A 13,016-nucleotide genomic window follows, 5' to 3' on the forward strand; every position below is an offset into this window, starting at 1 on the left:
CGGCCTTTCTCATCTCTCCCCGAGGCTTACGCGCTCGGTTCGGGCTCCATGCCGCCCGAGGGGGGCTTGGGCTTGGTTTTCGGGATCGCGGTGACGCTCGGGGCGCTGCCGGTGTCGGACTTGTCGTCCTCGTCCTCGTCCGCATTGGGCGGCTCGCCCCGGATCACGCGGTGGATCTCTTCGCCGGTCAGGGTCTCGTACTCGAGCAGGCCCTGCGCAAGGCGTTCGAACTCTTCCTTGTGCTCTTCGATGATGCGGTAGGCGGTGGCATAGCCCTCGTCGATCAGGCGCTTCACCTCGGACTCGATCAGCTCCTTGGTGGCTGCCGACACCGAGAACCCGCCTGCCCCGCCGTTGGGCGTGTAGCCGGCCGCGGCTTCCTGGTAGTCGATGTTGCCGACCTTGTCGGACATGCCGTAGCGCATCACCATGGCGCGGGCCAGCTGGCTGGCCTGCATGATGTCACCCACCGGACCCGACGACACCTCATCGGCGCCGTACTTGAAGATCTCGGCTGCCTTGCCCGCCATGGTCATGGCGATGCGCTGCTCGGCCTCGTCCTTGAACAGCTGCAGCTTGTCCATCTCGGGCAGACTCATCACCATGCCAAGGGCGCCGCCGCGCGGGATGATCGTGGCCTTGTAGACCGGGTCGCACTTGGGCAGCTTGAGACCGACGATGGCGTGACCGGCCTCGTGGTAGGCGGTCTTTTCCTTCTGGTCCTGGGTCAGGACCATCGAGCGCCGTTCGGCCCCCATCATGATCTTGTCCTTCGCGAACTCGAAGTCGACCATCGAGACGAACCGGCGGCCCAGGCGCGCGGCGGTCAGCGCCGCCTCGTTCACGAGGTTGGCGAGGTCCGCACCGGAGAAGCCGGGGGTGCCGCGGGCGATCACGCGCAGGTCCACATCGGGGCCGAGCGGGGTCTTGCGGGCGTGCACGCCGAGGATCTTCTCGCGGCCCTTGATGTCGGGGTTGCCGACGGTCACCTGCCGGTCGAAACGGCCGGGGCGCAGCAGCGCCGGGTCCAGCACGTCCTTGCGGTTGGTGGCGGCGATGATGATCACGCCCTCGTTTGCCTCGAAACCGTCCATCTCGACCAGCAGCTGGTTGAGGGTCTGTTCGCGTTCGTCGTTACCGCCGCCATAACCGGCACCACGGTGGCGACCGACGGCGTCGATCTCGTCGATGAAGACGATGCAGGGCGCGTTTTTCTTGGCCTGTTCGAACATGTCACGGACACGGGAGGCACCGACACCCACGAACATCTCGACAAAGTCGGAGCCCGAGATGGTGAAGAAGGGCACGCCCGCCTCGCCCGCGATGGCACGGGCCAGCAGGGTCTTACCGGTGCCCGGAGGGCCCACCAGCAGCGCGCCTTTCGGGATCTTGCCACCGAGGCGGGAGAATTTCTGCGGGTTGCGCAGGAATTCCACGATCTCTTCCAGCTCTTCCTTGGCCTCGTCGATGCCTGCGACGTCGTCGAAGGTGACGCGCCCGTGCTTCTCGGTCAGCATCTTGGCCTTGGATTTGCCAAAGCCCATCGCCCCGCCTTTGCCGCCGCCCTGCATCCGGTTCATGAAGTAGACCCAGACGCCGATCAGCAGAAGGAACGGCAAGAGCGTGATCAGGAAGGACTGGAACACCGACTGCTGCTGCTTCTCGGCCCGGATCGGAACGTTGTTCTCGATCAGCAGGTTGGTGATCTGCGCATCCTCGGGTTTGATTGTGACGTAATCCTGGTTGTCCGCACCGCGGAACCGAACCTGTTCGCCATCGAGCGTCGCCTGGCTGACCTCGCCGGACCGCACGGCGGTCACGAAGTCGGAATAGCTAATCTCGCGGCTCTGCAGGGTGCTGCCCGATCCGTTGAACAGGTTGAACAGCGCAAGGATCAGCAGAAACAGGACGACCCAGAACGCGATGTTTCGAGCATTGCCCAAAGGAAATCTCCTCACTCCACGGCATTTGACCGATCAGATGCCGGCTTGCTCTCTAAGATAGAGATCGGACGGGCAGATTCAATGCGATAATAGTTCGCCGAACACGCCTTCTTGATCGCTTTCGCAGCGCGCCTGCCATCCCTCGCCGATCCCCGCGAGAGGGGCCGCGACCAGCCGGTCGCCCTGCCAGAGGGCGGGCGAGGCCAGCAGCGTGTCGCGGGGGCGGCCGGTGTCGCGCCAGCCGGAGCATTGGGCCAGTCCCTCGGGTCCGAGGGCGCGGATTTCTCCGCCTTCGACAGCGGGTCCCTCAAGGTGCCAGCGGCGGTCCCAGGGCTGGCCAGGGTCGCCGGTCAGCTCCTGCACGGCGGCAAATTCACGCATCAGGCGGCACTGCCCCTCGCCGGGGACCAGAACGCATCCGGCGAGCGTAGCCTTGCGCCCGTCCGACAGGGCGTCGAGCAGACCGGAAAGCTCGGCCCGGCGCGGCGGATAGTGGGCGCCTCCGATCCACATCAGCGCCGCGACCAGCAGGCGGCGGCGGGTCTCTCGCGGCAGGGCCAGCAGGCCCCCGGTGTCGAAGACAATGTCCCCGGCATCCACCTGCGCCAGATCGCGGGCGGCACGGTGGGTCGCCTCCACCAGCACCTCGCGGGCCTCGGCCATGTGGTCGGCGACGGCGTTGAGCGCGGAGGTCGTGATGCCGAGGTTCTCAAGCTCCGTCAGGGCCTTGCGAGCCCTAATTCGCGCATATCCCTCGTCCTCGTTGCTCGGGTCCTCGCTCCACGTCAGGCCGTTGCGGCGCAGGTAGGCGCGCAGGTCCTCGCGGGTCAGCGAGAGCATGGGGCGCAGGAAGCGGATGCCATCCACCCACCGTTCGCGGTGCATCGCCGCGAGGCCATCGACCCCGGCGGCGCGGCCAAGGCGCATCAGCACGGTCTCGGCCCGGTCGTCGGAGGTATGACCGAGCGCGACGGTCGGAATGCCCTGCCCGCGCGCCCAGTCCGAGAGCAGCGCGTAGCGCGCGCGGCGGGCCTGATCCTGCAGGTTTCCGGAGCCGTCCCAGCCCTGCCAGCGGAGTGTATCATGGGAAATGCCGAGGTCTGCCGCCTGCCCTGCGGCGGCCCGTGCCTCGGCGGCGGCCTCGGGTCTCAGGCCGTGATCGACGGTGGCTGCGTGGAGGGTGACGCCGGTCCCGGCAAAGCCCCGGGCGAGGGACAGCAGAAGGGCGGTGGAATCTCCACCGCCCGAAACCGCGATCCCGATGCGCCTTGGCGGGGTTTCGCCGAAGGCCGCGCGAACGGCCCGCGAAATCGCGAGGTCTTCGGGGTTCAAGAGCAGCCCAGCTTGGCCATTTCCTGTTGCGCCGAGGCGACCGAGGCATTGCCCGGGAACCGGACGCCCACCTCGTTCAGCGTGACACAGGCCTGATCGCGTTGGCCGAGCTTGCCGAGGGCCGTGCCGAGACGGGTCAGCGCATCGGGTGCGACCGGGCCGGTGGTGTCGGCGCTGAAGCTCGCCAGATAGGCGCGCGCGGCCTCGCGGGTATCGCCCACGTTGTCGAGCGCCTGACCGCGACCAAGGCTCGCCTGTGCGGCCAGCGGGCTGCCGGGGTACGCCTGGTTGAAGCCCGCGAAGAGGTTCGCCGCCGTCTGGTAGTCACCGCTCTCCAGCGCCTTGCTGGCGGCCTGGAAGTCGGACTGTTCGCCCACGGCGAGTTCCGGGCTGCCGCTGCCGGTCGAGGGCTGGGGCACGCCCGGGGTGATCATCGACGTGCCGGATTGCGCCGGCTGGCCGGAGCCCGTCGCCGGAAGCTCGGCGCTGGCCGTGCCACCGCCGAGGATCGTCTGGGTGCTGGCCTTGCCCGGATCGCAGTTGGTTTCCAGCTCGCACAGGCGGAAGGCCAGATCGTCGATCTGGTTCGAGCCGTCGGTGACGACACGGTTCACCCGGTTCTGCAGTTCTTCCGCCATGTTGGTGAGCCGCGTCAGCTCGGCCTCCATGGCGGTGACGCGATCCAGCACCGAGCTGCCGCCGAGGTTGGCCGACGGCGTTCCGGTGGTGGACAGCTCGCGGTTGAGCTTCTGCATCTCCACGTGCAGGACGGCCAGTTCCTGCTTGATATCGGCCAGGGTCTGCTGCCGGTCCTGCGCCACGGCCCCGAGGGGGGCCGTGAGCATCAGTGCCGAAACTGCGAGGGCTGCGAACCGCATCACGTCACCTATGTCTGGATCAGCTCGTCAGGCCAGCTGCCAGCACCGTCACCGCGCGGCGGTTCTTGGCGTAGCAGGCCTCGTTGCTACAAATCTCGATCGGGCGTTCCTTGCCGTAACTCACCGTCTTGAGGCGGTTCGGCGCGACGCCGCGCGAAATCAGGTACTCGCGTGCCGCGTTGGCCCGGCGGGCGCCGAGGGCGAGGTTGTACTCGCGGGTGCCCTGCTCGTCCGCGTGGCCTTCGATCACGGCCACGTAGTCGCCGTTGCGCGACAGCCAGTCAGCCTGGCCGTTCAGGATCTGCTGTGCCTCGGGGGTCAGCGACGACTGGTCGATCAGGAAGTGAACGCGGTCGCCGATGGTCTGGTTGAAATAAGCGGTGGAGGACGGATCGTTTGCCGAACCCGGCACGATGGCGCCGCTCGCGCCGGAACCGGAGCCATAGCCGTCGCCCTTGCCGAACCGGCCGGCGTTGGTACAGGCCGAGACGGCGATAAGGGCGCCGATCATCAGGAATTTCGTCAGGGTGCTCATGTTTTGCCTCAGTAGCATATGTTATTGCGTTGGTTCTATCACAGCGCCCACGTCATGTGAACGTGGGCGTTCTGTTGCCGAAATCAATTTTGCAGGGGTGACCAATCCGGATCCGATGCGCCATCGGGCGTCGGCACCGGCTTGAGGTTCCGACCGGTGATATCGACCGAGTAGAGCGAGGAGCGGCCCTGCGCGCCCTGCGTCTCGCGGGCGAACATGATGACCCGCCCGTTCGGCGCCCAGGTCGGGCCCTCGTCGAGGAAGGAGGCGGTCAGCAGGCGTTCCTCGCTGCCGTCCGTGCGCATCACGCCGATGTAGAAGCGGCCCTGGTTCTGCTTGGTGAAGGCGATCATGTCGCCGCGCGGGGACCAGACCGGCGTGCCGTAGCGGCCCTGGCCAAAGCTGATGCGCCGTGCCTCGCCACCACCGGCGGGCATGATGTAGATCTGCTGGCCGCCGGAGCGGTCGGATTCAAACACGATCTGGCTGCCGTCGGGCGAGAAGCTGGGCGCCGTCTCGATCGAGGGCGCATTGGTCAGCTGGCTGGTCTGGCCGCTGGCGATGTCCATCGCGTAGATGTCGGTATTGCCGCCCTTCTCGATCGAGAAGACCACCGTCTTGCCGTTGGGCGCGAACCGGGGCGCAAAGCTCATGGTGCCTTCCTGCTGCTGCAGGACACGGCGCTGCACCTGCCCGATGTCGAGGACATAGATGCGCGGACTGCCGGACTCGTAGCTGGTGTAGAGGACCCGGTCGCCCGAGGGCGAGAACCGCGGCGCCAGCACGATCGAGGCGCTGTCGGTCAGGTACTGCACGTTGGCGCCGTCGTAATCCATGATCGCAAGGCGCTTGAGGCGGTTGTCCTTGGGCCCGGACTCGGACACGAAGACCACGCGGCTGTCGAAGTAGCCGCCCTCGCCGGTGATGCGCGCATAGACCGCGTCGGCCACCTTGTGCGCCATGCGGCGCCAGCCCGAGGCACTGCCCGAGAACTGGAGGCCGTTGCCGAGTTCGGCATCGGAGAACACGTCGTAGACCCGGAACTGCACGGTCACCTGCCCGCCCGACACGCTGACCGAGCCGGTGATCAGCGCCTGCGCGTTGATCGCCTTCCAGTCGGCGTATTGCACCGGCGCGGCGAAATCGCGGACCTGGCTGATGTAGGCGCTGGAGGGCAGTTCGCGGAACAGCCCCGTCCCGGTCAGGTCCGAGGCGATGACGCGCGCGATATCGCGCCCGACCTGCGCCGCTTCGCCCGAAGCCGGAACGAAATCCGGCACCGCGAAGGGCAAGGGCTCGATCACGCCGTCGGTGATCTCGATCCTGAGAGGTCCGTTCTGTGCCGCCACCTGGCTGGAGACATTGGTGAAAAACAGGCTAGCCCCGATGAGAAGGCTCAGCATGTACCGCTTCATCTGATCCGCATCCTTTCCGGATTGAAGGTCATCTCGATCTCGCGCCATTGCGCGTACTTGTCTGCCGGCAGGTCGAACCCGGAGGCGCCGCAGCGGATGATCGCCCGCCTGGCGGCTTCGAACGCCTGTTGCGCCGACCCGCCGGTCCCACCGGAACTCGATACCATGCGAATGGTTCCCGTATCTGGCCGTCCGTCCTGCGACATCGTGACATTTACGACAACAGTCGTCTTCAAAGCCTCAGATGACAAGGACCCAACGTTCCAGCAGCGCTGAACCGCGATCCGGAGTGCATCTTTTTCGCCCGAAGTCAGCGGCGGGCCCGAGGGCGCCGGGCTTGCCGACTTCTCGCCGCCAAGCGCTTCGGCCAGTGCGTCGTTGACCGCGCTCGAGGTATCGACGGGCTTGGCCTCCGGTTTCGGTTCGGGCTTGGGCTCGGTCTTGGCCTCCTGCACCGGCTTCGGCTTTTCGGCCGGTTTCTCTACCGGTTTCTCCACCGGTTTCGGCTCGGGCGTCTCGCGGGCCTCAGGCGCGGCAGCGGTCTCGACCGGCGCGGGTCGTGTCGGGCGCACCGACGGGCGCACCGACTGCTGCGGTGCGAGGGCGAGGTTCGGCTTCTGCTCGGGCTCGATCCGGTCGGTTGCCTCCTTCGGCGCAGTCTCCTCCTTGGGCTCCTGCGGGGTGGCGGCGCCCTCGTCCGGCACCACTTCGGCCTGCTTCACCTCGTCCGGCTTGGCATCGGGCGGCGGGGTCTCGACGATTTCGGGCGCGATCCGCTCGGCCTTGGGCGCGGCGGTTTCCTCGGGCTGTTCGACCGGGGCCTCGACCACGTCGGGCTTGTCGGGCTGCGGGCGCACCTGCGGCTCCACCGGCGCCGGGGCGACCTCGGGGGCCGGGGTCGGCTCGGGTTCGGGCTCCGGCTCGGCCTCGGCGACCTCCGGTTCGGGTTCAGGCTCGGCAGGCGGTTCCTCGGGCGCAGCGGCAGGCTGTTCCGCCTCGGCGGGGGCCTCGGGCGTTTCCGAGACTTCGGGCTGCTTCTCGCCCGAGACAAGAGCGGCGTATTCCTCGGCCGACACCACGGTCGCCGAGGCCATCTCGAACGGAAGCGGGTCGGACTCGAAACTCCCCGCGAAGAGCACGACGAGGATCAGTCCGACGTGGACTGCACCAGAGATTTTTGCGCCGGTTTGCACCTTGCCGACCTCATCCGCCCGCCTGGTCGAGCGTGGGCCCGCCGGTATCGGTCACCAGACCGACGTTGGAGAAGCCGCCCGCGTTGAGCGCTCCCATGACCTGCATCACGTCCTGATAGGGGATCGCGCCATCCGCCCGCAGGAAGATGCGGTCGGACTTGCGCTCGGAGGCGATGGCACGCAGCTTGGGAACCAGCTGGTCGCGCGGCGTCTCGGTGGTCTGGATCTCGATGCGGCCTTCCTTGGTCAGAGTGACCGTCAGCGGTTCTTCCTCGTCCCCCGGCAGCGCGTTGGCCGCCGTCTTGGGCAGGTCGACCGGCACACCGACCGTCATCAGCGGGGCCGCCACCATGAAGATGATCAGCAGCACCAGCATCACGTCCACGAAGGGCGTGATGTTGATCTCGGACATGCGGTGGGTGCTGCGGCGGCCGCGACCGCGACGACGCCCTCCCCCCGACGATTGCTGAAGCGACGCCCCCATCGTTCAGGCGTCCAACTGGCGCGACAGGATGGTCGCGAATTCGTCGGCGAAGGATTCATAGCCCGCGATGATGCGGTCGCTGTCCGACGAGAGCTTGTTGTAGAAGATTACCGCCGGGATGGCGGCCAGCAGGCCGAGGCCGGTGGCCAGAAGCGCCTCGGCGATCCCCGGGGCCACGACTGCGAGGTTGGTGTTCTGCTCGGCCGCGATCTGGATGAAGGCATGCATGATGCCCCAGACGGTCCCGAAGAGACCGACGAAGGGGGCGGTCGACCCGATGGTGGCAAGGATCGGCAGACCGCGTTGCAGGTCCTCGGCCTCCTTGTTGATCGCCACGTCCATCGACCGGTCGATGCGGGCCTGCGCCCCGGCAATCAGGCGCCCGTCGTCGCGGTGCGAGCGGCGCCATTCGATCATGCCGGCGGCAAAGATCTTCTCCGAGTTCCCTGTCGGATCGGGGCCGATGTCCTCGAACAGCCCGTCGAGCGGCTCGCCCGACCAGAAGGAACGGTCGAAGACGCCGGCCTCGCGGCGCGCCCAGCGGTAGAGAATGTGTTTCTGGATGATGATTGCCCAGGACCAGAAGGAGGCCAGCAACAATAGCAGCATCACCAGCTTGACCGTGAAGGTCGCGCGCGCAAACAGCGCCCACATAGAGAAGTCCATCTCCTGTGCCAGCGCCAGGGTCTGTGTGTCCATTAGCCTGCTCTTTTCCCACGGGCCGTTGTTTCGCCCTTATTCATAGGGCTTTTACAGCAGTTCCCGGGGGATTGCCAATATGTCGGCGCTCACAAGCCCGTTTATTGCAACAATGCGCGAATCTCTGCCGGAAGCCTGACCGGGCGGCCCTTCGCATTCATGCAGACGGCGGTCACCGTGGCGGTGAACAGCACCTTGTCGCCGCGCCATACCTTCTGCGCCATGGTCAGGCGCACGCCCGAGATCTCGGTCATGTCGGTCTCGACGACCAGCTCGTCCTCGAATTTGGCGGTGGCTAGGTAGTCGGCCTCGATGCGTCGGACGACCCAGACGATGCCCTCGTCGCGCATGGCGTTCTGATCGTTGCCGAGCTTGCGCACCCAGTCGCTGCGGGCCCGCTCGATGTAGCGCAGGTAGTTGGCGTGGTAGACCACCCCGCCCATGTCGGTGTCTTCGTAATAGACGCGGACGTTGTAGGTATGGCTCATGACATGGTCTCCAGGCGGGCAAACAGGCGCAGGGCATGGGAGGCATCGCGCGCCACCGCTGGCAGGACCGGGTCGTAGGCGGCGCGGATCAGCCCGGCGATCTCGGGGCGCAGGATCAGCTGCCCTCCGGCCAGACCGAGAGGAGAGCGGTCGCGGAAGGCGGTGTCGGACCAGAGCAGCATGACCTGCACCACCTGCACCAGCGCCAACGCCTCGGCGCTCTCTTCCTGCATCCGCGCATCCATGCGGAGGAAGACGAAGGCGGCCATGATCGCCCCCTCCTCGTCGAAACGGAACATGCGGTACTGGTTGGCTTCCGCAGTCACCAGCCGCGCCACCAGCGCGGGCAGGTCCGGGATCAGGTGCCCGAGGTCGGGCACCGCCAGCAGCTCGTTCCAGTCGCGCAGGAAAAAGACCATGGCATTGGCGCCCAGTTCGGGGTCGGTTCCGGCCATCTTGTGACCGGCCAGGGCGACGACCGCCTCGAAGGCGCCCTTCACCACCGCCAGCGTCTCGTCCTCGACGCCAAAGACCACAGGGGCGATGGGACGGCCCCAGCGGGCAAAGGAAAAACGCCCGTCGGGGCGGGTGAACAGGGCTTCGATCTCTTCGGGTGCCACGCCGCGCGCCTCCGTCCGGTGCAATCCTACGCGGTCAGCCATAATCGCCACGCGAGGTGCCTTCAACCGCGGCCCTGCATCTCTTTTCCGCAAATACTCGAGATCCCGCCGATATCGCCCGCGGGCGCTCAGTCGAAGAGCGTTGCCTGCCCCGGTGCCTTCGGCGCGTCGAGACCGAGGTGCATCCATGCCTTCTGCGCCAGCATCCGGCCGCGGGGGGTGCGCTGGATCAGCCCCTGTTGCAGCAGGTAGGGCTCGATCACCTCTTCCAGCGCGTCCCGGCTCTCGGAGAGCGCCGCCGAGATGGTTTCGATCCCAACAGGACCGCCGCCGTAATTCTCGGCGATCAGCCGGAGGTAGCGCCGGTCGGCCCCATCCAGACCCATGTGATCGACGCCGAGCCGGGTGAGCGCATTGTCGGCCAGTTCGCGCGAGATGGTGCCGTCGCCCTCGACCACGGCGAAATCGACCACTCGGCGCAGCAGGCGGCCGGCGATGCGCGGTGTCCCGCGGGCGCGCCGCGCGATCTCGCGGGCACCAGCCTCGTCGGCGGGTGCGCCCAGCAGGCGCGCGTTGCGGGTGACGATCTCGTGCAACTCGTCCACCGTATAGAATTGCAGCCGCGTCGGGATGCCGAAGCGGTCGCGCAGGGGCGTGGTCAGAAGGCCCATGCGGGTGGTGGCCCCGACGAGGGTGAAGGGCTGCAGCTCGATCCGCACGGTACGCGCCGCCGGGCCTTCGCCGATCACGAGGTCCAGTTCGAAGTCTTCCAGTGCCGGATAGAGCACCTCTTCCACCACCGGGTTCAGGCGGTGGATCTCGTCGATGAAGAGAACGTCACGCGCCTCGAGGTTGGTCAGGATCGCGGCAAGGTCGCCCGCCTTGGCCAGCACCGGGCCCGAGGTCATGCGGAAGTTGACGCCCAGCTCGCGCGCCATGATCTGCGCCAGCGTGGTCTTGCCCAGCCCCGGCGGGCCGTGGAACAGCGTGTGATCCATCGCCTCGCCGCGCTGGCGGGCGGACTGGATGAAGATCTTGAGGTTCGCCCGCGCCTCGGCCTGACCGATGAAATCGTCAAGCACCTGCGGACGCAGGGCGCGGTCATTGTCCTCGGGCATGGGCTCGGCGCGCAGGGCCGGGTCGGCGTCGATCATCTGGCCGCTCCCCTGCTGATGGTGGGCGCCGCGCTCATGACTTCGGCGCCAGCAGTTTCAGCGCGGCGCGGATCAGCTCGGCCTCGCCCGCCTCGGGGTTCGCGCCCGCAGCCTCGGCCACCGCGCCCGCCGCCTCGCCCGGACCGTAGCCGAGATTGGCCAGCGCCGAGAGCGCATCGGCCTGCGCCGCCGCGTTGGTCTTTTTCGCCGGGGCCCGGGGCGCCCTTGCGGGCGCGGGCGCCTCGATGTCTTCCAGCACCTCGACGAGGTCATCGCCGCCGCGGGTGGTCGCGCCCATCGCCATGACGGTGGGGGCCTTGTCCTTCAGGTCCAAAACGATGCGCTGTGCGAGCTTGGGGCCGACGCCCTTGGCGGCCTTGACCGTGTTCCAGTCGCCGAGCGCGATGGCGCGGCTGACGCCATCGGGACCAAGCGCCGAGAGGATCGCGAGCGCGCCCTTGGCGCCGACCCCCTGCACCCCGGTCAGGAGGCGATACCATTCCTTCTCGACCAGCGAGGCGAAGCCGAAGAGCTGCATCAGGTCTTCGCGCACCAGCAGGTCGGTATAGAGCGACACCGCCTCTCCCGGACCCGGCAGCGCGGCCATGGTGCGTTCGGAACAGTGAACGATGTAGCCCACCCCGCCCACGTCGATCAGCACGTGATCGAGCGCCCGGTAGTCGAGCCTGCCCCGCAAACGTCCGATCATGTGCCGACCTCTCTCAGGCGGGTTTCTCCGCGTCCGCCGTAGTAGGCGTGGCAGATCGCGATGGCCAGAGCATCCGCCGCGTCGGGCCCGGCAAAGTTGCAGCCCGGCAATTGCAGTTTCACCATGTGCTGGATCTGGTTCTTGTCGGCATGGCCCACGCCGACCACCGTCTTCTTGACCCGGTTCGGCGCGTATTCCCCGACGCTCAGCCCCGCCTGCGCGGGCACCAGCATGGCGATGCCACGGGCCTGGCCCAGTTTCAGTGTACCGGCGCCGTCCTTGTTGACGAAGGTCTGTTCCACGGCGGCAGTGTCGGGGGCGTATTTCGCCACCACATCGCAGAGCTGACGGTAGAGCGCCAGCAGCCTCTGACCCAGATCGTCGTCGCCGCTGGAGGTGCAGAGACCGTTCGCGACATGGGTCAGACGCGACCCATGCGAGTCGATTACGCCCCATCCCGTGGTTCTCAACCCCGGATCGATGCCCAGAATACGCATATACCGCCCGGTCTCATGCCGTTTTGTTGCTTTTCTGACGCAGTAGCACGAAACGCGAACATAGGCCAAGCGTTTTGCGGCCAGAGCCAAAAACGACTCCTCGATGTCAGGACGCGACCCGCTGCAATGGATCGCCATGAGATTCGACAGAAAACGACCCGCAAAGTGTCGATTTTACGCATTTTTCTCAAACTGACCACACATCGCACAAGCCATGCGAGTTTTGCATGTTTCTTATGCGGTTTTTGTATCTTGCCGCAGTGCAGAAGCCCCCCTATCTGCCGCTCATCGAAACAACATCGTGCAACCCTACAAGAGGATAAGGATATGGCTGCATATTACATCAACCGCTCCCACGATGGCCTGCAGAGCTTTGCCGGCCGTATCGGCGCACGTCTCGCAAACGTCTATGCCGCGATCGTCGACTGGAATGACGCCCGCGTGACCCGGAACGCCCTGCTGAGCCTGACCGACCGTGAACTGGAAGACATCGGTCTCGTTCGTGGCGACATCGACCTCGTCGCAGAAAGCAAGCGTGTCTTCTGAAAGCCCGGCGATTAATTCGCCGGCTTTCAAAAAAAAGCGCCTCGTGAGCTGATCACGCGGCGCTTTTTCTTTTCTGGCTGTTGCTGTTCCCGGATCAGCGGCCGAACGGTCCGATCGCAGCTGAAACCATGCGCGACACCGGATCGGGGAACATTATGACGGCCCCTGCCTTCTCGGCGACATTACCGCCCCAGAGTTCATGAACCCTTGCATCGTAGGACGGCCCGCCAAGGCTGGCGATCAGGATTCCCTTAAACATCAGGAAGGCCATCAGGACCACGAGCAGCGACCGTCCGCGCACCGGCGACGGGGGGCGACAGGGCTCTGCGACGATCAGCCCGTCAGGACGAAGGCGCGCGGTATAACCGCGCGACATGGCGGTGTGTTTCGCCACAAGGCGCTTCATCCGGTTTTCAAAGTCCTCACGGCCCGACACGACGGCTTTCCCCAGGTTCCGGCCCCACCCGTGAGGCCCGTTTTCTAGGTCAAGAATGCGGCGAAACTCGGGCAGCGCAACCGGCAC

General features: G+C 66.5%; 15 protein-coding genes. 1 reads left to right on the forward strand and 14 read right to left on the reverse strand.

The genetic code is table 11. From position 1 onward, the window contains the following. Positions 1 to 26: 26 nt before the first annotated feature. The 13 genes from ftsH to ruvC all read right to left on the reverse strand — a co-directional run bounded on the left by ftsH (position 27) and on the right by ruvC (position 11,947). Positions 27 to 1,943 carry an ATP-dependent zinc metalloprotease FtsH gene (gene ftsH / locus DDT93_RS24180; protein WP_109468490.1) on the reverse strand — a complete coding sequence of 639 codons (1,917 nt, stop codon included), beginning with the start codon at positions 1,941 to 1,943 and terminating at the stop codon, positions 27 to 29. Positions 1,944 to 2,021: 78 nt separating this feature from the next. Then, on the reverse strand, positions 2,022 to 3,275 hold the full coding sequence (tilS, locus tag DDT93_RS24185) for a tRNA lysidine(34) synthetase TilS (RefSeq protein ID WP_232825555.1): 1,254 nt from the start codon (positions 3,273 to 3,275) through the stop codon (positions 2,022 to 2,024). Further along, positions 3,272 to 4,153, reverse strand: coding sequence for a tol-pal system protein YbgF (ybgF, locus tag DDT93_RS24190; RefSeq protein WP_109468491.1), 882 nt, complete (start codon positions 4,151 to 4,153; stop codon positions 3,272 to 3,274). The genes tilS and ybgF overlap by 4 nt, the downstream gene beginning before the upstream one ends. A 19-nt stretch (positions 4,154 to 4,172) precedes the next feature. Further along, positions 4,173 to 4,688 carry a peptidoglycan-associated lipoprotein Pal gene (gene pal / locus DDT93_RS24195; RefSeq protein ID WP_109468492.1) on the reverse strand — a complete coding sequence of 172 codons (516 nt, stop codon included), beginning with the start codon at positions 4,686 to 4,688 and terminating at the stop codon, positions 4,173 to 4,175. An 83-nt stretch (positions 4,689 to 4,771) separates the two neighbouring features. Further along, positions 4,772 to 6,103, reverse strand: coding sequence for a Tol-Pal system beta propeller repeat protein TolB (gene tolB, locus DDT93_RS24200; protein ID WP_109468493.1), 1,332 nt, complete (start codon positions 6,101 to 6,103; stop codon positions 4,772 to 4,774). Beyond that, positions 6,100 to 7,296 (reverse strand): energy transducer TonB, encoded by a 1,197-nt coding sequence (locus DDT93_RS24205; RefSeq protein WP_109468494.1) that lies wholly within the window; start codon positions 7,294 to 7,296, stop codon positions 6,100 to 6,102. Before DDT93_RS24205 ends, tolB begins: the two co-directional genes overlap by 4 nt. Positions 7,297 to 7,306: 10 nt before the next feature. Next, a complete protein-coding gene (gene tolR / locus DDT93_RS24210) occupies positions 7,307 to 7,780 on the reverse strand; it encodes a protein TolR (RefSeq protein ID WP_109468495.1) in 474 nt (157 codons plus the stop codon). A 3-nt stretch (positions 7,781 to 7,783) separates the two neighbouring features. Further along, positions 7,784 to 8,479, reverse strand: coding sequence for a protein TolQ (gene tolQ, locus DDT93_RS24215; protein ID WP_109468496.1), 696 nt, complete (start codon positions 8,477 to 8,479; stop codon positions 7,784 to 7,786). A gap of 101 nt (positions 8,480 to 8,580) precedes the next feature. Next, a complete protein-coding gene (gene ybgC / locus DDT93_RS24220; RefSeq protein WP_109468497.1) occupies positions 8,581 to 8,967 on the reverse strand; it encodes a tol-pal system-associated acyl-CoA thioesterase in 387 nt (128 codons plus the stop codon). Then, on the reverse strand, positions 8,964 to 9,587 hold the full coding sequence (locus DDT93_RS24225; protein WP_232825556.1) for a hypothetical protein: 624 nt from the start codon (positions 9,585 to 9,587) through the stop codon (positions 8,964 to 8,966). Before DDT93_RS24225 ends, ybgC begins: the two co-directional genes overlap by 4 nt. A 128-nt stretch (positions 9,588 to 9,715) precedes the next feature. Next, a complete protein-coding gene (gene ruvB / locus DDT93_RS24230) occupies positions 9,716 to 10,741 on the reverse strand; it encodes a Holliday junction branch migration DNA helicase RuvB (protein WP_109468499.1) in 1,026 nt (341 codons plus the stop codon). 34 nt (positions 10,742 to 10,775) lie between these two features. After that, complete coding sequence (gene ruvA / locus DDT93_RS24235; RefSeq protein WP_109468500.1) at positions 10,776 to 11,450, reverse strand: Holliday junction branch migration protein RuvA; 675 nt, start codon at positions 11,448 to 11,450, stop codon at positions 10,776 to 10,778. Then, positions 11,447 to 11,947: a crossover junction endodeoxyribonuclease RuvC gene (gene ruvC, locus DDT93_RS24240; protein WP_109468501.1), complete on the reverse strand. Its 501-nt coding sequence runs from the start codon at positions 11,945 to 11,947 to the stop codon at positions 11,447 to 11,449. Before ruvC ends, ruvA begins: the two co-directional genes overlap by 4 nt. Before the next feature lie 327 nt (positions 11,948 to 12,274). On the opposite strand from ruvC, the gene DDT93_RS24245 reads away from it, so the two are divergent. Next, positions 12,275 to 12,493, forward strand: coding sequence for a DUF1127 domain-containing protein (locus DDT93_RS24245; RefSeq protein ID WP_109468502.1), 219 nt, complete (start codon positions 12,275 to 12,277; stop codon positions 12,491 to 12,493). A gap of 94 nt (positions 12,494 to 12,587) precedes the next feature. Here DDT93_RS24245 and DDT93_RS24250 read toward each other — a convergent pair whose 3' ends face one another. After that, positions 12,588 to 13,016, reverse strand: coding sequence for a hypothetical protein (locus DDT93_RS24250; RefSeq protein WP_232825557.1), 429 nt, complete (start codon positions 13,014 to 13,016; stop codon positions 12,588 to 12,590).

The sequence above is a fragment of the Albibacillus kandeliae genome (assembly GCF_003116585.1).
Classification (GTDB): domain Bacteria; phylum Pseudomonadota; class Alphaproteobacteria; order Rhodobacterales; family Rhodobacteraceae; genus Albibacillus; species Albibacillus kandeliae.